The organism is Jutongia hominis, assembly GCF_014384965.1.
Taxonomy (GTDB): Bacteria; Bacillota; Clostridia; order Lachnospirales; family Lachnospiraceae; genus Butyribacter; species Butyribacter hominis.
This window is the reverse complement of record NZ_JACRSW010000040.1, coordinates 136,678-158,511: the sequence shown is the minus strand read 5'-3', so window position 1 is coordinate 158,511 and position 21,834 is coordinate 136,678. Positions and strand designations below refer to the sequence as shown.

The 21,834-nt window shown below is 40.9% G+C and carries 14 protein-coding genes; 3 read left to right on the top strand and 11 right to left on the bottom strand.

Annotated elements, in window-relative coordinates; all coding sequences use genetic code 11:
* Positions 1–5: 5 nt before the first annotated feature.
* Complete coding sequence (locus H8700_RS11850) at positions 6–1,745, bottom strand: ABC transporter ATP-binding protein (protein WP_330606374.1); 1,740 nt, start codon at positions 1,743–1,745, stop codon at positions 6–8.
* A 66-nt stretch (positions 1,746–1,811) separates the two neighbouring features.
* Complete coding sequence (locus tag H8700_RS11845) at positions 1,812–3,551, bottom strand: ABC transporter ATP-binding protein (RefSeq protein ID WP_249305813.1); 1,740 nt, start codon at positions 3,549–3,551, stop codon at positions 1,812–1,814.
* A gap of 811 nt (positions 3,552–4,362) precedes the next feature.
* Between H8700_RS11845 and H8700_RS11840 the strand changes: the two genes are divergently transcribed.
* The gene (locus tag H8700_RS11840) at positions 4,363–5,529 is read left to right on the top strand and encodes a THUMP domain-containing class I SAM-dependent RNA methyltransferase (RefSeq protein ID WP_249305811.1); all 1,167 of its coding nucleotides are present in this window, start codon (positions 4,363–4,365) and stop codon (positions 5,527–5,529) included.
* Positions 5,530–5,724: 195 nt separating this feature from the next.
* On the opposite strand, the gene H8700_RS11835 is transcribed toward H8700_RS11840, so the two are convergent.
* From H8700_RS11835 to H8700_RS11795, 9 genes are all read right to left on the bottom strand, one after another.
* Positions 5,725–6,099 carry a hypothetical protein gene (locus tag H8700_RS11835; RefSeq protein ID WP_249305809.1) on the bottom strand — a complete coding sequence of 125 codons (375 nt, stop codon included), beginning with the start codon at positions 6,097–6,099 and terminating at the stop codon, positions 5,725–5,727.
* Complete coding sequence (gene radA / locus H8700_RS11830; protein ID WP_022140651.1) at positions 6,099–7,472, bottom strand: DNA repair protein RadA; 1,374 nt, start codon at positions 7,470–7,472, stop codon at positions 6,099–6,101. The genes H8700_RS11835 and radA overlap by 1 nt, the downstream gene beginning before the upstream one ends.
* Before the next feature lie 10 nt (positions 7,473–7,482).
* Positions 7,483–7,896, bottom strand: a complete 414-nt coding sequence (locus tag H8700_RS11825; RefSeq protein WP_022140650.1) for a hypothetical protein — start codon at positions 7,894–7,896, stop codon at positions 7,483–7,485.
* A gap of 126 nt (positions 7,897–8,022) precedes the next feature.
* Positions 8,023–10,464, bottom strand: a complete 2,442-nt coding sequence (locus H8700_RS11820) for an ATP-dependent Clp protease ATP-binding subunit (protein ID WP_249305807.1) — start codon at positions 10,462–10,464, stop codon at positions 8,023–8,025.
* Positions 10,465–10,467: 3 nt separating this feature from the next.
* Positions 10,468–11,937, bottom strand: a complete 1,470-nt coding sequence (locus H8700_RS11815; protein WP_249305804.1) for a cohesin domain-containing protein — start codon at positions 11,935–11,937, stop codon at positions 10,468–10,470.
* A gap of 148 nt (positions 11,938–12,085) precedes the next feature.
* The gene (locus H8700_RS11810; RefSeq protein WP_249305800.1) at positions 12,086–13,918 is read right to left on the bottom strand and encodes a hypothetical protein; all 1,833 of its coding nucleotides are present in this window, start codon (positions 13,916–13,918) and stop codon (positions 12,086–12,088) included.
* An 86-nt stretch (positions 13,919–14,004) separates the two neighbouring features.
* Complete coding sequence (gene hslO, locus H8700_RS11805) at positions 14,005–14,877, bottom strand: Hsp33 family molecular chaperone HslO (RefSeq protein ID WP_022141544.1); 873 nt, start codon at positions 14,875–14,877, stop codon at positions 14,005–14,007.
* Between the two features lie 197 nt (positions 14,878–15,074).
* The gene (locus H8700_RS11800; protein WP_249305797.1) at positions 15,075–15,830 is read right to left on the bottom strand and encodes a class I SAM-dependent DNA methyltransferase; all 756 of its coding nucleotides are present in this window, start codon (positions 15,828–15,830) and stop codon (positions 15,075–15,077) included.
* A gap of 172 nt (positions 15,831–16,002) precedes the next feature.
* Positions 16,003–17,922 (bottom strand): diguanylate cyclase domain-containing protein, encoded by a 1,920-nt coding sequence (locus tag H8700_RS11795; RefSeq protein WP_249305792.1) that lies wholly within the window; start codon positions 17,920–17,922, stop codon positions 16,003–16,005.
* 428 nt (positions 17,923–18,350) lie between these two features.
* Between H8700_RS11795 and uvrA the strand changes: the two genes are divergently transcribed.
* Both uvrA and yfbR read left to right on the top strand, forming a co-directional pair.
* On the top strand, positions 18,351–21,203 hold the full coding sequence (gene uvrA / locus H8700_RS11790; RefSeq protein ID WP_249305788.1) for an excinuclease ABC subunit UvrA: 2,853 nt from the start codon (positions 18,351–18,353) through the stop codon (positions 21,201–21,203).
* On the top strand, positions 21,203–21,790 hold the full coding sequence (gene yfbR, locus H8700_RS11785; RefSeq protein ID WP_249305785.1) for a 5'-deoxynucleotidase: 588 nt from the start codon (positions 21,203–21,205) through the stop codon (positions 21,788–21,790). The genes uvrA and yfbR overlap by 1 nt, the downstream gene beginning before the upstream one ends.
* Positions 21,791–21,834 lie beyond the last annotated feature (44 nt).

The window sequence follows — 21,834 nt, the reverse complement described above, 5'->3', positions numbered from 1 at the left end:
TTGGCTTAGTCAACGGCAAACTGGCTCATATACAATTCAGAATAAAAGCCTTTCTTTGCCAGAAGTTCTTCATGATTGCCCTGTTCAATGATCTTACCGTCTTTCATCACCAGAATGATATCCGCATTTTGTATCGTAGACAATCTGTGGGCAACAATAAAGCTTGTCTTTCCTTCCATCATCTTGGCAAACGCATTCTGAATCTTAATTTCTGTTCTCGTATCGATCGAAGATGTTGCTTCGTCTAAGATCAGAATAGATGGTTTGCATAGGATCACGCGCGTAATACTTAAAAGCTGTCTTTGTCCCTGTGACAGATTTTCTCCGTTTTCACTCAGGATCGTATCATATCCTTCCGGCAGTCTTTTAATAAACGAATGTGCATGAGACATCTTTGCTGCTGCAATCGCTTCCTCTCTGGTAGCATCTTCACGCCCAAATAAAATATTTTCAAGCACGCTTGCATCCTTTAACCAGGTTTCCTGCAACACCATACCATACTGGCTGCGGAGATTTTTGCGTGAAAGTTCTCTGATATCCTTTCCATCAATATAGATCGCACCCTTATTAACATCGTAAAAGCGCATCAAAAGATTAATGATCGTCGTCTTTCCACAACCGGTCGGTCCGACGATTGCAACTCTCTGCCCTGATTTTACAGACAGATGCAGATCCTGAATCAATGGTTTATCTTCCACATAAGAGAAGTCGACATGATCGATCGTCACATTACCAACACATTGATCGATATGCTCTTTGGAATCTTCGGGTATCTCTTCTTCCTGTTCCATCAGATCAAAAACACGTCCGGCACAAGTCAATGCATTTTGTAATTCCGTGATCACACCGGATATTTCATTAAACGGCTTCGTATACTGGTTCGCATAACTTAAAAATGTTGTCAGTTTACCGACACTTAATCTTCCGTGTATTGCAAACAATGCTCCGGTAATGCCTACACCGGCATATACTAAGTTGTTGACAAATCGCGTGGATGGATTTGTGATCGAAGAAAAGAAAATCGCACGAAGTGAATATTTCTCTAAACGATCATTGATCACATCAAAACGCTGTAAAGCTTTTTCCTCATAGCCAAATGCCTGTACTACAGACAGGTTTTCTACCATTTCATTAATCAGTCCGGTCTGTTCTCCACGGGTTTCTGACTGCTTTTGAAACATAATATGTGTCTTTTTAGCGATAAAGGCCGCCACAAAGAAAGACAATGGCGTTACCAAAACAACCACCAACGTGATCCATACATTGATCCGCAGCATAAAAAGCAATGTTCCAACGATCGTAAGCACACCGGTGAATGCCTGTGTAAATCCCAGTAAAAGACCATCTGCAAACTGGTCTACATCTGCTATGATGCGGCTTACAATATCACCCGAAGGATGCGCATCCAGATATTTTAACGGAAGTTTCTGGATCTTTTCAAATGCATCCTTTCGGATATCACGGACAACCAGATACGTCACACGGTTGTTTAAAATATTCATCAGCCATTGTGCTACTCCGGTAATTGCAATCGCTATTACCATCTTCATTAATATGCCATGAAGATCAGTAAAACGTACTCTTCCTTTGTCCATCATCATATCAACTGCCTGTCCTGTCAAAATAGGAAGATATAATGTAAAAATAACCGTAACTGCTGCCAAGATCATAGAAAGTATCATCAGCCATAAATACTTTCGAATATAACGCAGCACCTTTTTTAATGTCTTTTTTTCTTCTGCCATGTTCATCCTCATTTCTGCGTACTCTTTGCTGTACCATGTACGCCAAAGCTCAAATTAATGCTGTCTTTATGCCCTTTTTTCTTCTTTTTGATATTGTGAATAATGTATCTCCTGATATACTTCACAATTCTTTAGAAGCTCATCATGGGTTCCGATTCCTACTACTTGTCCATCATCCAAAACAAGGATCTTATCTGCATGGCGAATCGATGATGTTCTTTGCGAAACCATAAAAACAGTAGGATGATAGCTTAAATGTTTGATCGCACTGCGAAGCTTTGCATCTGTCGCATAGTCCAATGCCGATGTACTATCATCAAGGATCAGGATCTCAGGACGGCGAACCAATGCTCTTGCGACCGTCAAACGCTGCTTTTGTCCGCCTGACAGATTGCGTCCGCCCTGCTCAACAACTGATTCCAGTCCATTTTCTTTCTTGTCAATAAATTCTAATGCCTGCGAAGCTTCTATCGCTTCGTCAAGCTCCTGCTGTGTTGCATTTTCATTTCCCCACAAAAGATTTTCTTTGATCGTACCCTTAAACAATACGGCTTTTTGTAGTGCAATTCCTATCTTTTGTCTTACTGCTTCTACCGGCATCGTTCTGACATCTTTTCCATCAATACGAACCGTTCCTTTGGTAGCATCATAAAATCTTGGTATCATATGGATCAAAGAACTTTTCCCCGATCCTGTACCACCGATAATGCCGATCGTTTCTCCAGCCATTGCTTCAAAATTCACATTTTCGATCGAAGGCTCTGCCGATTCGTTGTAACAAAGCGATACATTTTCAAAAGAAACTTTCGGAATTACATGGTTTGCTGTCTGTTCTGTATCTTTATCCTCAATAATATCCAATGATGACTTTTTCTTTAATACAGATTCAATTCTGGCTGCACAGGCTAATGCCTTGTTTTCTACAACAATGACATTTGCAAGCTTGATCAGCTCTACTAAGATCTGTGACAGATAGTTGACTAATGCAACCACTTCACCTTGCGTCAATGCTCCTACATTCACACGAATACCACTGACCTGCAGCAAAACGACCAACGCAAGATTGATCATCACATAAGTAACCGGATTGGTCAGTGCGGCAATTCGTCCTACAAAAAGCTGTGCGGATGCTAAAGTATCATTTTTCTTTCCATATTGCTGCTTTTCTTCTTCCTCTCTGTGAAAAGCCCGGATCACTCTGACCCCGGTCAGATTTTCTCTTGTGCTTTCTAAGACTTTATCTAATGCCTGCTGTACTTTCTTATAAAGTGGCATACTGATTCCCATAATGCCAAATACTACGACTGCCAGAAGCGGGATTACCGCGACGAAAACCAATGCAGCTTTCAGATCAATCATTAACGCACAGATCACTGCGCCAAATACAATAAACGGTGAACGTAAAAACAATCGGATCGCCATGTTGACACCATTTTGCAACTGGTTGATATCACTTGTCATTCGTGTGATCAAAGTCGACGTTCCCACCTGATCCACTTTATCAAAAGACAGTGTTTCTATATGGGAAAACAGTGCATGACGCAATTTCGTTGCAAAACCGACTGCCGCCTTTGCTGCAAAAAACTGTGCGGTGATCGAACACGACAGACCGATCATTGCAAGCAGGATCAACATAACACTATACCTTCCGATCCTCCCCGTATCATGATTCGCAATACCCTGATCGATCATTAATGCAGTCACATATGGTACCGTCAGATCAAAACACGCTTCGAGCATTTTAAAAAGCGGTCCTAAAATACATTCTTTTTTATATCCTCTTAAATATTGAAGTAAACTCTTCATCTTCCCCTCCATACAAAGCAGCCACACAAAGCCGTCTTGCTTTCTTCTATTATTTAAACAATGCCGGAAGCCCACCGGCATATCTACTATTTTAACATACTTCATTAAGTAAAAAACATACAAAATCTATTCTGATTTTTTGTTAAAAATGGTTCACTATTACATATTTGCCATCTTATCTGTTTTTCTCTATAATATACTAATAACAATCAGAGAATGTCAGGGCCACAACATCCACCCTGACAAGCCATCGCAGATCCCATTTGCATTTTCCATACTTTCACAGGCTGAAAAATGCTTTTACTGCGTCAGTTCATAAATGTTTCATTCGTGATTCAATTTATTTTGACTTTTGGGGCACTGTTTCGCCTTCTAAGGATATCTATGATTTTTTGACTTTTTTGCTTTTATTATGGGCGCTCTCATCTGATATAGGGGCAGGGCCAGTCCTGATGTACATTGCTGTAGGGGCTCTCTAAGCCCGTCGCCACTTGCGCTTCAAAAAAGATTTTCTTTTTGAAGTGCTATGTGTGCGCTACGTGGCTTTGCGAAGCGGAAGCGTGCCCCCTAAGCAATGCTACTCAGGCTGAGTCGCCCCTATAGTTATGACCCGCGCCCAATAGCAAAAAAGTCTTAAAAAATCAGATATCCTAAGAAGCCGTCGTGTCAACCCAAAAGGCAAAAATAAATTGAAACCACGAAAAGAAAGTCTTTGATCTGACGCAGTAAAGGCATTTTGTACAGCTCTATAGTGGGATACAAATGGGATGGGCGATGGCGGTACAGCTCTATGTATGGAAGGAGAAACAATTTGGCTAAATATGAATTTATTGCTCCCTGTCATTTTGGACTGGAAGCTGTATTGAAGAAAGAAATCCTGCGTTTAGGATATGAGATCATAAAAGTAGAAGACGGTAAGATCACTTTTACCGGTGACAGCGACGCGATCTGTCGTGCAAATATATTTTTGAGGACAACCGAACGTATTTTGTTAAAAATCGGTAGCTTTCATGCTACCACATTTGATGAGCTTTTTGAGGGTACTAAGAAGCTGCCATGGGAAAATTATATTCCGCAGAACGGACGTTTCTGGGTAACAAAAGCGACTTCGATCAAAAGTAAGCTTTTTAGCCCGTCTGACATCCAGTCGATCATGAAAAAAGCAATGGTGGAACGTTTGAAAGAAAAATATCATATTAACTGGTTTCAGGAAGATGGTGCTGACTTCCCGGTACGTGTAACCTTGATGAAAGACGAAGTTGTGGTCGGACTGGATACGACCGGTGCTTCTCTTCATAAAAGAGGCTATCGTCAGGCTACCGTGAAAGCACCGATCACGGAAACACTTGCTGCTGCATTGATCCTTTTAACCCCATGGAATAGAAACCGAATCTTAGTCGATCCTTTCTGTGGAAGTGGTACTTTTCCGATTGAAGCGGCTATGATCGGAGCAAATATCGCTCCCGGCATGAACCGTTCTTTTACCTCTGAGAAGTGGACGCATCTGATCCCGAAAAAGGAATGGTATGATGCGATCACAGAAGCAGAAGACAATATTATCCGTGACTGCGAAATGGATATTCAGGGTTATGATATCAGTCATGATGCGATAAAAGCTTCGATGGAAAATGCCCGTCTTGCTGAAGTTGATCATCTGATCCATTTTCAGCAAAGAGCCTTACAGGATCTAAGCCATCGCAAAAAATACGGTTTTATCATTACGAATCCACCATATGGACAGCGTCTTGACAGTCCCGAAGAAATGCCGGAATTATATCGTGATATCGGAACTGCTTATAAAAACTTAGACAGCTGGTCAATGTATCTTATCACGGCTTACGAAGATGCACAGCGGTATATCGGTAAGAAGGCCGACAAAAACCGAAAGATCTACAACGGTATGATGCGTACCTATTTTTATCAATACCTCGGTCCGAAGCCACCACGCAGAGAAAAAAGAGAAGAAAACAACCATTAGGAACTACAACTGCTTCATAAAATATAAACTGTTTCATCCATTCAGAACTGCTGCATAAGTGTTTTGAATGGATAAATGATAAGGTTTCAATGTATGCTGTTTGGATTAAAAAATGCTCCTATACGGTACGAAATACAAAAAAGGAGAACGATCTTTTAATATCGTTCTCCTTTTTACATTTTATTCCAATGTGCTTCATTCTAAAAAACAATCCGGATCTTCAAATTTTTTTTGCATCCCATACAAATAATCCACAATCTGGCGGACATTATCTACCATGTCTCTTTGTAGTACCATTTCTGTTTCCAGTTCATGTGAAACATTATTGACGGTAAATGCCGTATCCAAAAGTTCCTGCAACAATTCTACGATCATCTCATAGATCAGTTCCTTATCCTGCTGTGGGCTTTCCCGTAATTCTTCAATACATTTTTGAAGATCTGAGATGCCATTAACAAGTTTATCTGTAATATTGATGGAATCCAATGACATCTGCTCTAATGCATTTAATGAATTTTCCATACGACTCAAGACATTTTCTGTCGAATCCTCTGTCTCATTGATTTCCATTACATCACCCCCAGCAATTCATGTATCGTACTTAAACCGATAAGTTCCATTCCGTTTAGCATATCTTTTGAAATATCCAGGCGGCTCTTATTCGCCTGTGGAAGAATACAGGTACGAAAGCCAAGTTTCGCAGCTTCGAGCACTCTCTGTTCTGCCATGTTGATTGCACGAATCTCCCCCACCAGTCCTACTTCTCCAAAGCAGATCGTGCTGCTGTCAAATGTTATATTTTTGTAACTGGATAATAATGCCGCAACAATACCCAGATCCAGTGCCGGTTCATTGATACGCATACCACCTGCTACATTGATATAAGCATCACAGTCACCCATTCGTATGCCCAGACGCTTTTCGATCACCGCCATCAAAAGATTGATACGATTATAATCGGTACCGGCTGCTGTACGTCTTGGAAGATTAAAACTTGTCTGACATACTAAAGCCTGTACTTCTACTAAGATCGGTCTGGTTCCTTCCATCGAACAGGTAACGATCGAGCCCGGTTCATTTTCGGGTTTGCCCTGAAGCATATATTCGGATGGGTTTGTCACTTCTGCCAACCCACTTCCGCGCATTTCAAATACGCCAATCTCATTCGTTGAGCCGAAACGGTTCTTCACACCACGCAGAAAACGGTATGGCATGCAGCCATCCCCTTCGAAATAAAGCACGGTATCCACCATATGCTCTAAGACACGCGGTCCGGCAACAACACCTTCCTTTGTAACGTGTCCGACTACAAAGATCGTGATGCCCTGCTCTTTTGCAAGACGCATCAAAACACTTGTTGTCTCACGCACCTGGCTGACACTTCCGGGTGCCGAACCAATCTCTTCCCTGTACATTGTCTGGATCGAATCAATGATCACGATATCAGGCTGTTGTCTTAAAATAGTCTCAACAACAATATCAAGATCTGTCTCACTCAGTAAAAGCATTTCTTTTTCAAATGTACCGATCCGGTCCGCACGCATCTTGATCTGCTTTACAGACTCTTCTCCTGAAACATACAGCACTTTTTTAGAGGCTGTAGAAAGTTCCCGGCACATTTGCAATAAAAGTGTAGACTTTCCGATACCGGGATCTCCACCTACCAAAACAAGAGAACCGGTCACAATCCCACCGCCTAATACTCTATCCAGTTCACCAATACCGGTTAATACTCTTTCTTCTTTCTCCACGCTTACTTCTGATAAACGTGAAGGTTCTTTCTTTTCCGCAGCATGAACTTCTTTTCCTGCTGTGTTCTTGATCACCGGTTCTTCAACAAATGAATTCCATTCTTTACAGCCCGGACACTGTCCAAGCCACTTTGCACTTTCAAATCCACACTCTTTGCAGAAAAATATAGATTTTTTCTTTGCTTTAGCCATATATTCTGCATTAACCTCTTACGACACGAATCTCCGATACCTGTCCCGGTGTGATCTCCAGACTGAGGATCAGTTTACCTGCAAGATTTGTCTTCATCTTTCCGACATTTGTACCATCCACGTATACGACATAGTCTGATTCCGGTTCCATTTCTAATGTGATTGATACATCTTCTAAACCTTCTACTGCAAAAGAAGTCTCCTTATCTGTTACCTTTAAGTTTGTAACTACAGTTCCCGGAACAGATTCATAGACGAACATACCGTTCTTTTCGAGCTTTGTAATCTCTTTGAATGTTTTTACCTTGTAAAGATCTCCTTCAAATTCGAAATCAGATAACTTCTGCTTGCTGTCAAGCTCATAGTTACCAAAACTTAATGTTCCGTTACTTTCTTTGCGGATTAACTCCTTAATTACTGCCATGATTTTTCCTCCCGTGTTTTGTAATTTTCTTTTTATCTTTTGGATGTTTTTCCTATGACATCCATCTTCATTTCGTTCCTTTTAGAATATGTTTATCATATCATATCTCATTCTTTTTTTCTACTATTACCGTTTGCAAAATATGATCTTTTCTTCGTCTGCATCTGCTTCGATACAGTCACCCGGCTGAATTTCTTTTGCAAGCATTTTATCAGCTAATGCATCCTCGATCTGTGTCTGGATCGCACGACGTACCGGACGTGCACCGTAATTTTTATCAAAACCGCTCTTTGCAATATGTGCCAATGCTTTTTGTGTCACGGTAAACGTAATGCTCATCTGTGCATGTAAACGCTTAGCAAGCTTATCAATAAAGACACCGGCAATCTTTTCGATATCCTGCTGTGTCAATACATGAAAGACAAGTAATTCATCAATTCGATTGATAAATTCCGGTTTGAACAGCTTTTTGACTTCTTCTAAAACACTTTCTTTCATCTGCTTGTAATCAGCCTCGGCATCCTCTTTTGTCCCGAACCCAAGATGCTTCGGTGCAATAATCCTTTGCGCTCCGGCATTTGAAGTCATAATGATCACGGTGTTTTTAAAGCTGACTCTGCGTCCCTGTGCATCTGTAATGTGTCCGTCTTCTAAGATCTGAAGAAGAATATTAAAAACATCACTATGGGCTTTCTCAATCTCATCAAAAAGGATGACGGAATATGGATGACGACGTACTTTCTCACTAAGCTGACCTCCATCTTCATATCCGACATATCCCGGTGGTGATCCGATCATCTTAGACACGCTGTGCTTTTCCATATACTCTGACATATCAACGCGGATAATATCTTCTTCTTTACCAAAGACAGCCTGTGCAAGTGCTTTGGAAAGCTCAGTCTTACCAACACCGGTTGGTCCAAGGAATAAGAATGAACCGATCGGACGGTTTGGATCTTTTAAGCCGACTCTGCCTCTACGGATTGCCTTTGCTACCGCATGAACGGCTTCATCCTGTCCGATCACACGCTTATGCAGCTCTTCTTCTAAATGACGAAGACGTTCAGACTCTTCTTCCTGTAACTTTTGTACCGGAATCTTGGTCCATTCAGCAATCACATCTGCAACTTCTGCTTCTGTTACTTCCAGCGAAACTTCTTCCCGCTCTCTTTCCATTTCTGCCTGCAGCTTTTCTATCTCAAGTCTGCCTGCTTCCTGCTTTCTTTTTATCTGTCCTGCGCGTTCAAAATCCTGATCAAATACCGCATTCTCTTTTTCTTTTTCCAACGCTATCTGTTCTTCTTCTAAAAAACGAAGCTTTGGTGATGGCAGATACTTTGTCAGACCGGTGCGTGCTGCTGCTTCATCGATCGCATCAATCGCTTTATCCGGCAGATAACGGTCATTGACATAGCGTTCTGACATTTTAACTGCTGCTACGATCGCACTATCCGTGATCGTTACATGATGGTGCTCTTCATAGCGGCTTCTAAGCCCTTTTAATATAGCAATGCTTTCTTCTTCATTTGGTTCTTCTACATCAACCGGCTGGAATCTTCGTTCTAAAGCAGCATCTTTTTCAATATATTTGCGGTATTCTTCTCTGGTCGTAGCACCGATCAACTGGATCTCTCCTCTTGCTAATGCAGGTTTTAAAATATTTGCTGCATCGATCGCACCTTCTGCACCACCTGCACCAATGATCGTATGGATCTCATCAATGAAAAGAAGAATATTACCGGCTGCCGATACTTCCCTTAACGCCTTTTTGATCCTCTCTTCAAACTCTCCGCGATATTTTGATCCTGCAACCATACCGGACAGATCCAATACAAGCACTCTTTTATTCTGGATCACTTCAGGTATATCTCCCTGTATGATCTTTTGTGCCAGACCTTCGACGACTGCTGTCTTACCAACACCCGGTTCACCAACCAGACACGGATTATTCTTCGTTCTGCGACTTAATATCTGTACAAGTCTCTGAATCTCTTTTTCTCTTCCGATCACAGGATCTAACTTTCCGTCTTTTGCATATTCTGTCAGATCACGGCTGTATTGGTTTAATGTCGGTGTTGTGGACTTGTTCTTACGGCTTTTTTGCATCATATATTCATTTTTTGCACTTGCCATATCCTGACCGGTTGCTGTTAAGGTATCAATATAAAGCTTTTGTACATTGACTCCGATTGCATGTAACAAATGAAGTGCAATGCAATCCTGTTCCTTTAACAGTGCGATCAACAAATGCTCTGTTCCGGCTCCTGCGGCTCCCAGTCGTTCTGCTTCCGATAATGCATTTTCGACCACTCTTTTCATTCGCGGTGTCTGCTGTGCTTTCTGTACCAAAGCAACGCTTCCATCCATTGCAAGATTTTCTTCGATCAGATCAGCAATCTTTTCATAATCTACCCTGTTTTCCCGGAGCACTTCACTAGCTACACCTTTTGTATGGATCAATGCCAGTAAAAGATGTTCTGTTCCAATATAATTATGCCCTAATGCTTCCGCTTCTTTTGCTGTATTATTTAATACATTTAAGGCACTTTTTGTATAATGTCTCTGCATGATCTATCTATCCTCCTTCATCTCATCATTATCTATTTCTTCTATTTCCTGTTCCCATATTTCTTTTTGATAATTGCGATGCATTCCAAACGCAACCGTGATCACTAACATCAATACACACAAAACAGCCATGATCGCAATGATATATTGATAACTTCTGATCGTCTGCGTCTGTGTACTGTCCTGACTGTCTTTTGCCTGACTGCGATACCATTGCTTTACTTTTTCATACGGATAAAGTGCTCCTTCCTGCTTATCATATAGGAAAAATCCCTCTGCATCACCCTTTCCATAGAGTAACACATAATTGTAATCCGTGCTACTATCTAATGTAAATGCTGTAAGCTCATTTCCGGCTATCTCTATCGTTGTCTTTGAAAAACCATCAGGAAGCAGGCTTTCATCTTCCAACTCTAACAATTCTATTTGCAATCCGCCACTCAGATAGGTCTTTCCATTGGTCTGCGTCACCTGTATCGAATTTGCTCCATCTTTTGTCTGATCCTGCTTCGCAACATTTAATTGAAAACGATATACGATCTTTTTATGGTTGACAGAAGTTACAACAATTTTAATCGTATGTTTTCCTTCTTTTAGATTTTTATTTCCTTTTACCGTAACAGATGCCTTGCTGTCTTCTGCTTCATAGGAAATGTCAAGCGTATCCTGATTGGTTGTTACAAATCCGCTGTACTTTCGAATCGATGGCTGAAATTCCGGTGCGATCTGGGCATCTGTAATCGAAAGTTTACGAAGTCTGGAAGAACCAGCAATATCATCCGGCCCTCTTGTGACTTCCGGTGTTGCCGAAGCCTTGGGATCTTTTGACGGACCCGGTTGATTTTTTGCATTGGCTCTATCCGGTGATGTCTCAGGTTTGCCGGATACTTCTGTCCGTGGATGCTCTGTAGCATTTGGAAGTGCTTCTGTATTACTCTGCTGTGGCTGACTGCTTGCAATAGCCTCCTTCTTTGACAAAACAGCAATATTTAACGCATTGTAAGAAACCGACATCTCACCGGAAGAACTGTCATCTGCACACACTTTATATGGCTTTTGTAATGCGATCGTGGTACTTCCTTTCTTACGTGCTTTGAATTTGATGGAATACTTTAACTTTGTCGCACTGCCGGTACGATTAATATCATCTACTAAAAACTTATCATCATTTCCATGTACCACACTGCCACCGTTTACAAATTGAAGATAGCGGTTATCATATGAAAAATAACCGTTAAAGCTCTTGATACTCTCAGATGAACTGACTGTGATCACAACATACACCGTATCTCCTTTGACAACCTGCTTTTTGCTGGTATCGATCGTAATCGAAGCACTTGCTGCCTGTGCATTCTTACCGGACAGCCCGTTCAAAAGGATGATACAAAAAAGCAGAAAGAACAAAAATCCCCGACTTGTCCTTTTTCGGATCACTGTCTTTTGTCTTTTTGTCTTTCTGCTGTCTGTCCACATAAGTGCCTCCATGTTCCGTTATGCTTTCCGCATATAATATGTATCTATTGTAAATTATGTAAGCACTGAAATCAACCTATAACATTAGATATTTTCCACCGGTAAATTTATCGTTTCATCCGCTCAAAACGTTTTTCTCTGAGAGATCTTATTTCGTTGGAATCGGACTGACTTCTTCCGGCATATTCGTATAAACCGGAATAGAGAATACCAATGTCATTTCATTTAATGTTGCACTATAGGCACTTGCTGTCTTAGTCGCTTCGCTATTTGGTGCTTCAATATTAGACATATATTGATGATTATAACGATTCTTTTCTGTTACATTAAATTTTTGCAGATAAGAAGTATTTTGTCCTACATTAATATACTTTTCTCCGATATAGATCGCACCTCCAACGATTGAGCGATATCTGGAATTCCATGGACGCAGATAGGAAGTTCCCGTACTTGCCCATTTCAAACCATTGTTGACAGCACTTCCCGATGTTGTATTCGTTGCACCTATATTATAGAAATTATAGATTCCTGTATAACCTGAACGGGTTCCAGACACAGAATCACTCATCGTCGTCGGACTGATCACAACTTCCTGCTTTACTCTTGATGCAAGATGATATGGACTTACACCGGATGTATCAGCTGCTGCCATAAATGCCTGCGAATATTTCATGCTTTTTGTTGTATTCGTTACATCGTCCGGATAAGAGAAGGTCTTATTATACATCGGTGTGTTTTTCAAAATGCTTTCGACACCGGACTGTGTATGGGATATTTTATTATATGCCAGACTTTCAAACTGGAAGATTCCTCTTCCATCCAGGAAATTTCTTGGATCCATATAATATCTTACAGCTGCTTCTGATGCCGTTACCCATGTACTTCCATCAAATGGGATATATTTGCCGGTCGTTGCATTGTATGCACCTGCCGCTTTGGATTTCCACTCTGCTGATTTGGCATTGCTGATCAGATTCAGACCAACCTTGCTCTCTTTAGAAATGACGGTATTCCAGTCTAAACCGGTAATATAAGGTGAAAAGCTCCATTTCGGATATGCCTGATGAAGCTGTGCAAGTGCTCCGATGTAACTGCTCGGAAAACCTGCTTCTAACATAGCTGCACGAAACTGTGGATCAGAAAGCGTTGACAGATCGGTTGCGGTCGCAATATTTTCATCTGTAACAATCTGAAAGGCAATGTTTTTATCTGCCACATAGCCTTTAACCGTCTTTTTGTTATACACCATCTTGACAGCTATATATTTCTTACCGGCTGCAAGTTTCTGGCCTGTGATCGTTAATTCCAGTTTTTTCGGAATGGATACTTTTTTCCCTTTGGAACGGACAACTGTCTTTTTACCTGCTTTCTTATATAACGGAATCGACTTTGTTGTTTTCATAATTGCCGGAAGACCTTTTTCGGCAAGCAGATAGACATTTTTGGATTTGATGTAACCCTTATAAGCTGTACCGCTTAACGAAAAAGATACTTTATACCACTTTACATTTTTAACAAGCTTTTCTGAAACGATCTGCACTTTGTTCGTTCTTTTTAATGTAATGTTCTTCTTGCCCGATCGCAATGTTTTCGAACTGCTGTCAGCACTCTTCCAGATCTTCGTGCTGTTTACATTAATCCTGCCATATACGGCAGTTTTCACCTGACCGCTCAGTACGGAGACTTGATTTTTCTTTGCATATCCTTTATATACCACTTTATTCTGTGTATATTTGATATGATACCAATCTCCTTTTTTACCGATGACGGAAACTTTCTTGTAATTTGTCAGACGTACTTTCTTCTTATTCGATACAACGACACCTGTACTGGTTCCTGCACCGTTATACAAATATGTAATCTTCGTAATATTGATATATCCGACTGCTGCAGCACTTGCCTGTTTTGCCGGTGCACTGCCTAAGGCGATTGCGGCTGCCATACCAATTCCCAATCCAAATAACTTTTTCTTATGTTTCACTCTTTCCACTCTCCTTATCTGTTCTGTCTTACTAAAAATGCAATGCCTGTATGTTATCCTGTATCCCTCTGCTGTTTCCATTTTTCCTATTTTAAAAATGATTTAAGCTCTTCTGTTGTGAAGTAGTAATGGGAACCACAAAACTGACAATTTGTTTCGATCGTTTCGCCAGCCTGTATCATATCCTCTAAGTCTGCCCTGCCGATACTTGCAATTGCTTTTGCAACACGCTCCTTCGAACAGTTGCATGCATATTGAGCAGGCATGCGGTCTAAGATTTCCAGATCCAGATCACCTAAAAGATGATGCAGCATATCCTCCGGTGTCATTCCCTGCTCTAACAGAGAAGTCACGGAATGAATATGCTTTAAGGATTCCTCTACTTTATCAATGACTTCATCTTCTGCAAAAGGCATTACCTGAATAATAAAACCACCTGCCTGTTTTACAAAATTTTCTTTGTCAAGCAAAACGCCCAGTCCTACAGAAGAAGGGATCTGTTCAGATGTAGCATAATAATATGTCAAATCCTCGGCAATCTCTCCCGAAACGAGATGAACCTGACCATTATAAGGCTCTTTCATACCGATATCACGAATCACATTCAAAAAGCCCGGTCCGATCGCACCGGATACATCCAACTTTCCATCCTTATTTGCCGGTATGATCACATTCGGCTGGTTGACATAACCTTTTACATTTGCATTAGCATCCGCTGTCACGGTAACTCCACCAATCGGACCACCGCATTCGATCTGAAGTGTCAAAACATCTTTATTACCCTTCATCATGCTGCCCATCATCGCACCTGCCGTAAGAAGACGTCCCAGTGCCGCTGTTGCGACCGGGCTTGTATTATGAATCTTTCTTCCCTGCTCCACTAAATCTCTTGAAGTGATCGCAAATACACGTAATTGCTGCTGTGCTGCGGTTGCTCTTACAATATAATCCTGGCTCATTTTTATTCCTCATTTCTTATTTTTTATTTTCTTTTCTCTGCTTTTTCTATTTTATATAGGATAACATCCTTTTTGTATTCTGCCTGATTTTTACGGAATGTATTTTTTATCCTGTCTGACTTTTATAGAATACATCTTTTCTTTTGCGTATTCCTATATTCTTTTGCAGTATATACCATTCTCTTTGAATAATCCATCTATTCTTTACGAACTACGAAATACATCCTCTGTGTCTGTTTATCCGGTGCATCTTTGGTAAATGCGTTATATACTGCCATACATTGCATCCCGCTTTCTTCAATGGCTTTTTTAACTTCTTCTTCCATATATGCTTTTTGCCGATGCACTTCATCTGTCCTGACAAAAAGGTCTCTTTCTTCATCTGCCAGCTCATAAACAGTTAAAAGATATTCATTGATCCTTGTGTCCCGATCATAGGAATTTTCCCAGATATAACTTGCATCTTCCCGATTGTCGGTGATCGTACGGTCTCCTAAGATATCCTGATAAAAATGCGGTGTCTTCATATCAAAAATAAAAATCCCGCCATGATCCATGAAAAGTCTTACTCTTTGTAATGCCTGTAACAGATCTTCTTTCCTGCACAGATAATTCATTCCATCACAAAGACACACCATCGCTTTTGCTGTTCCGTACAGATCCATCTGCCGCATGTCCTGACAAAGTAAAAGTACATCCGGATCACATTTTTGTCTGGCAATATTTAACATATCTTTCGAAATATCTATCCCGATCATATCATAGCCATCCTGTGACAGCCGTCTGGTGATTTCTCCTGTTCCACAGGCTATGTCAACTACAATTCCATCCGATATACCATATTCTTTTAATAAACCATGCAAATATTCATACCATGCATCATAGGGAATATTATCCATGAACTCATCATAAACAGAAGCAAAACCACCATAAATTTCATATTCTTCCTGCATTTTCTTCCTCATTTCTAATGATGATCCATCTCATGACCAGACCCAAAAGTCTGTATTTTGATCTTTCAGGATCATCTGCTTTATTTCTATTTTTTTACCGAAAAAAGAAACCGTCCTTTCGCTGTTAGATCTGTCATCTGACATGATAAGGGCGGTTCATTTTTCTACTCTTTTATCTTCCCTGACGCGAATGATAACGTACCTTTTCCTGATACATTTTTTCATCTGCCGCTTTGATAAATTCATCCAATGTGATACCATTGTCCGGTGTTCCGGTCACATAGCCGATACTTGCACTTACTTGGTATGGCCGGTTGGATTTTTCATTGAAGCGATCCAAATAGGCAAGCACTTCTTTATAGAATTCTTCTCCCTCTTCATCGTTTTCCACAGGACCTGCTACAACAAACTCATCGCCACCAAACCGTGCACAGGTGTGCTTGTCACTTGCTACATATGATAATGCTTTACCAATTGTTGTAATCGCAATATCACCATCTGCATGACCATATGTGTCATTGATCTGCTTTAATCCGTTCAGATCAACTGACATAACCAATACTTTGCAGCTTTCCTTTGCGCATATATTATATACAGGCTCCAGTCTCTGATAAAAGCCTCTTCTGTTAAACAGACCGGTCATTGGATCATGAATATATTTTATCTCTAAATTATTGATGATTGCCTGCTGACGCTGGTGTGTCTTCGTTGTCTCTAACGCATTACTGATATTCATAAAAAACTGGTATGCATAATTCATACGCATGATATCGGGATCAAATACCAGTGCAACATATCCGATCGTCTGCTCTAATACATGCAGCGGTAAAAACATTACGTTATTCTCTTCTTCCAATACTTCCTCTAACTTCGGAAGCAATACTGATGTATCAAAATCCGTGATTCCCTGCCATTCTCCGTTCTCTCTTGAAAGCATGATATCCATTCTTGTTGAATATCCGATACGCTTGAATGAAGATTCTTCTATAATATCTGCCAAAACTTCTTTTTCACTAAGAAAATCATCTACAATACACAGCCAAAAACGATCAGAGCAGAAATTATCCGCATACTTTGTAAGGTTATCAAAAACACCCCAGAACGAATCATTATCGGTCAGATCTGCAGCCAATGCGACCTGAATCTCATTAAAATGGTTATAATCGTCAATCTGCTCATACAATTCTCTTGCCAAGGTATTGTATGATTTGTGCTCTCTTTCCTGACAGCCGCAAGTACCGCCAAGAAGCACCTTAGAACTTACCCAGCTCTGTTTCGGTGGTCTTTCGCCTTTAAAGAGACTTTCTAACACTTTAAATGCCGTAATGACAGCATTGTAATAATCATGATGCGATGTTGTGATCATCGGTGCATGCTCCATCGCTTCGCGAATGCCATCCATACCGGTAAGTGCAACATCCTTTGGCACTTCATATCCTGACTGCTGTAAATACTTAAATGCAGCAATCGCCATTCCATCATTTGCACATACGATCGCTTCCGGAAAAGGAAGGTCCGATGCGATGAACTGATCGATCACTTTCTTCGTAGGCTGTGACCAGAAATCACCATATCCGATACGTTCTTCTTCTACCGGAATATTATGCCGCTCCAACACACGCCGATACGTTTCCAAACGTTCCTCTGAGTACGGATTACCTTTGATGCCCGCGATAAAATTGATCTTTGTATAATGATGTACCTTGATCAGATGTTCAATAATTTCTTCCATTGCATGTGCATATTCAAAATTCACACTATAACAGCCGTCTAATGTTGCATCCATTGATACTACAGGGATATTGTAAGCATTTGCCTTCTCAATAATATCGTAACATACTTTTTTATATTTAATTGTCTCGGAAAGAATAATGACACCATCTAAAATCTCATAATTCATAAGCTGGAAGATGTTGCTCTCACCTATGTCATGCTTCTCATAAGAATATAGATCACTAAATGAATTAAAAAATAATATTTTAAAATCAAAAAGATTTGCTAACGAATGAAAGGCACCCCATAAAGAATCATTATAGTCCGAATTAATTCCTGCTGAACAAACAGCAATAACCTTTGCTCCTGACTTTAACATAATTCTTTACCCCCTTGTACGAAATAAGTCTCCTTATGCTATTATACTTCAACCAGACATCCTCTTCAAGAATTTTTTTCGTCTAAATTCCTTTTTTTCTGCTTTTTTATGTGCACTTTATTGTGCATATTCTCCATCAAAAATATTTTTTTACTGCCACATAATGTTCCTGCCGGAAAACATTTAAAAAAAGTCCGCCACGCATCATCTTTTCCGAACATATGTACTTGCTTTCTTTTTTATTTCGTGCTACTATCTTTAGCATATCCTGTTTTGATTTTTACTATAAATCAGTTGTAAAGAAAACTCTTAAGCATCTTTCTTTACAATTTGCAAACAATAATAATAAAACGATATGGATCAAAAGAATCTGCCTGTAGGAATCATAAAGAGATTTTCTGATCATATCGTTGGAAACGGAGAATACAATGGCAAAACATCAGGAAGCCAAAAAATATATCCGCATCCGCGGAGCACAGGAACATAATTTAAAAAATGTATCTCTTGATATTCCAAGAGAAGAATTTGTGGTATTTACCGGTCTTTCCGGTTCCGGAAAATCTTCACTTGCTTTTGATACGATCTATGCGGAAGGGCAGCGCAGATATATGGAATCACTCTCTTCTTACGCTCGCATGTTCCTCGGGCGTATGGAAAAACCAAATGTAGAAAGCATTGAAGGGCTTTCGCCGGCTATTTCGATCGATCAGAAATCCACAAACCGCAACCCACGTTCTACAGTCGGAACCGTTACGGAAATCTATGATTATTTCCGTCTTCTTTTTGCAAGAGCCGGCATTCCTCATTGTCCAAAGTGTGGAAAAGAGATCAAAAAACAGTCCGTTGACCAGATGGTTGATGAAATCATGACCTATGAAGAAGGAACACGACTACAGCTTTTAGCCCCTGTCGTGCGCGGACGCAAGGGAGAACATGTCAAGATTCTCGAATCCGCACGTAAAAGCGGTTATATCCGTGTTGTTATCGACGGACATCTTTATGACCTTTCCGAAGAGATCCAGCTCGAAAAGAATAAAAAGCATAATATTGATATCATGGTCGATCGTCTGGTTGTCCGTGACGGCATTCAAAAAAGACTGTCTGATTCGATTGAAAGTGTATTAAAGCTTTCTGACGGATTAATGACTGTCGATATTCCAAACAAAGGACAGATTCATTTCAGCCAAAGCTTTTCCTGCCCGGATTGTAATATCAGCATTGATGAGCTCGAACCGAGAAACTTCTCTTTTAACAATCCTTTCGGTGCTTGTGAAACTTGTCATGGTATCGGTTACAGTATGGAATTTTCAGAATCCTTGATCGTGCCTGATCCGACTCTGAGCATCCCCGAAGGCGCACTTGCCGTACCCGGCTGGCAGTCGGCAACTTCCGAGACAAGCTACGGACGCACGATCCTTGATGCGATCGCCAGAGATTATGGTTTCGATATCAACACGCCATATCAGGATCTTTCCGAAGAAGCAAGAGATCTGATCATGCATGGTACCAAAGGAAAGACCGTCCGTGTTAAATATACCGGCCAGCGCGGTACAGGCATTTATGATATCCCGTTTGAAGGTGTGATCAAGAATGTCGAGCGGCGTTATCGCGAAACAGCATCCGATACTGTAAAAAAAGAATATGAAACTTTCATGGAGATCATTCCATGTACTACGTGCAAAGGAAAGCGTTTGAAACCCGGTCCTCTTGCCGTTACGATCGGTGATAAGAATATCAGTGCGCTGACCGATATGTCGATCGGTGATCTGACAGATTTTATGGATCATTTACAATTAACACCACGTCAGCTTGCAATCGGAGAACTTGTCCTAAAAGAGATCCATGCACGTCTTGGTTTCTTAATGGATGTCGGTCTTGATTATCTGACATTATCCCGTAATGCCGGTACACTTTCAGGTGGTGAAGCCCAGAGAATCCGTCTTGCGACGCAGATCGGCTCGGGCTTAGTCGGTGTTGCTTATATCCTGGATGAACCAAGTATCGGTTTACACCAGAGAGATAATGATAAATTATTAAGAACTCTGATCCATCTAAAAGATCTTGGAAATACCCTGATCGTTGTAGAGCACGATGAAGATACGATGCTTGCTGCCGACTATATTGTTGATGTCGGTCCGGGAGCCGGTGTACATGGCGGTGAGATCGTTGCAACCGGTACAGCCAAAGAGATCATGCAAAATGAAAACTCGATCACAGGCGCATACCTGAGCGGCAGAATCAAGATTCCGATCCCGAAGAAACGCAGGAAACCGAACGGTTCGATCAAAGTGATCGGTGCACAGGAAAACAATTTAAAGAATATCAACGTCGAATTTCCACTTGGGGTCATGACCTGTGTTACCGGTGTATCCGGTTCGGGTAAAAGCTCTTTAGTCAATGAAATCTTATATAAGAGTCTTGCAAAGAACCTGAACCGTGCACGCTGTATCCCCGGAAAACATAAAGAAATCCAAGGATTAGAACAGCTTGATAAAGTCATTGCGATCGATCAGTCTCCGATCGGACGAACACCACGCTCAAATCCCGCAACCTATACCGGTGTTTTTGATCTGATCCGTGATCTTTTTGCAAGCACACCGGATGCGAAAGCACGCGGCTATAAAAAAGGACGTTTCAGCTTCAATGCCAAAGGCGGACGATGTGAAGCCTGTGGTGGTGACGGTATCAACAAGATCGAAATGAATTTCCTGCCTGATATTTATATTCCTTGCGAAGTCTGTGGTGGTAAACGCTACAATCGTGATACATTGGATGTCAAATACAAAGGAAAGACGATTGCAGATGTACTGGATATGACTGTTGACGAAGCGGTTCATTTCTTTGATGCATTGCCAAAGATCCGGCGTAAGATCGAAACCTTAAACGATGTCGGGCTTTCTTATATCAAGTTAGGCCAGCCATCCACTACTCTTTCCGGCGGGGAAGCACAACGTATCAAACTTGCTACAGAACTAAGTAAACGTGCTACCGGAAAAACGTTCTATATCTTAGACGAACCAACAACCGGCTTACATTTTGCCGATGTCCACAAGCTGATCGAGATTTTGCACCGTCTGTCAGAAAGCGGCAATACCGTAGTCGTGATAGAGCATAATCTTGATGTGATCAAAACAGCGGATTATATCATTGATATCGGACCGGAAGGCGGAAGCCGTGGTGGTACGGTTGTTGCAACAGGAACACCTGAGCAGGTTGCAAAATGCAAGAAGTCCTATACCGGAGCCTATATCAAAAAGATGTTAGAAAAGGATAAAGAATAATGCAAAAGAAAAATACATTTTATGCTATGTTAGCACGTATGAAATACATCAAACGCTGGGCATTGATGCGCAATGCAGAGGAAGAAAATATCAGCGAGCATTCTTTGGAAGTAGCCATTCTTTCCCATGCTTTGGCTTTCATTGGCAACACCCGTCTAAGCAAAGACCTGAATGCCGACCGGATCGCCATGCTCGGTGTTTACCATGACTGTACCGAGATCATCACCGGAGACATGCCTACACCGATCAAATACGAAAACCCAACGATTCAGGATGCCTATAAACAGATTGAAAAAACTGCTGCTTTCCGGCTTCTTAATATGCTGCCGGACGATCTTCGAACCTCTTACGAAAGCTATTTTACAGAAAGCAGCCTTGATGCATACGAAAAGCTTATCGTAAAAGCTGCTGACAAGCTTTCTGCTTACATTAAATGTATTGAGGAGGAAAAAGCAGGTAATGCCGAGTTTAAAAGTGCAAAACAGACTATTGCAAAAGCGATCACAGAATTGCACTGTGAAGAAGCCGATATCTTTGTAAAAGAATTTCTGCCGGCCTATGAGCTGACTTTAGATGAGTTGAATTAATTTCCGAAAGTGGAAAACAAAAAAGCTCTGCCACATCTAATCCA

What these genes read in the sequence shown, in the direction of transcription:
- H8700_RS11850 (WP_330606374.1), bottom strand. Translation starts at nt 1,745, where the DNA reads ATGGCAGAAGAAAAAAAGACATTAAAAAAGGTGCTGCGTTATATTCGA.
- H8700_RS11845 (WP_249305813.1), bottom strand. Translation starts at nt 3,551, where the DNA reads ATGAAGAGTTTACTTCAATATTTAAGAGGATATAAAAAAGAATGTATT.
- H8700_RS11835 (WP_249305809.1), bottom strand. Translation starts at nt 6,099, where the DNA reads ATGGAAATCAATGAGACAGAGGATTCGACAGAAAATGTCTTGAGTCGT.
- radA (WP_022140651.1), bottom strand. Translation starts at nt 7,472, where the DNA reads ATGGCTAAAGCAAAGAAAAAATCTATATTTTTCTGCAAAGAGTGTGGA.
- H8700_RS11825 (WP_022140650.1), bottom strand. Translation starts at nt 7,896, where the DNA reads ATGGCAGTAATTAAGGAGTTAATCCGCAAAGAAAGTAACGGAACATTA.
- H8700_RS11820 (WP_249305807.1), bottom strand. Translation starts at nt 10,464, where the DNA reads ATGCAGAGACATTATACAAAAAGTGCCTTAAATGTATTAAATAATACA.
- H8700_RS11815 (WP_249305804.1), bottom strand. Translation starts at nt 11,937, where the DNA reads ATGTGGACAGACAGCAGAAAGACAAAAAGACAAAAGACAGTGATCCGA.
- hslO (WP_022141544.1), bottom strand. Translation starts at nt 14,877, where the DNA reads ATGAGCCAGGATTATATTGTAAGAGCAACCGCAGCACAGCAGCAATTA.
- H8700_RS11800 (WP_249305797.1), bottom strand. Translation starts at nt 15,830, where the DNA reads ATGCAGGAAGAATATGAAATTTATGGTGGTTTTGCTTCTGTTTATGAT.
- H8700_RS11795 (WP_249305792.1), bottom strand. Translation starts at nt 17,922, where the DNA reads ATGTTAAAGTCAGGAGCAAAGGTTATTGCTGTTTGTTCAGCAGGAATT.
- uvrA (WP_249305788.1), top strand. Translation starts at nt 18,351, where the DNA reads ATGGCAAAACATCAGGAAGCCAAAAAATATATCCGCATCCGCGGAGCA.
- yfbR (WP_249305785.1), top strand. Translation starts at nt 21,203, where the DNA reads ATGCAAAAGAAAAATACATTTTATGCTATGTTAGCACGTATGAAATAC.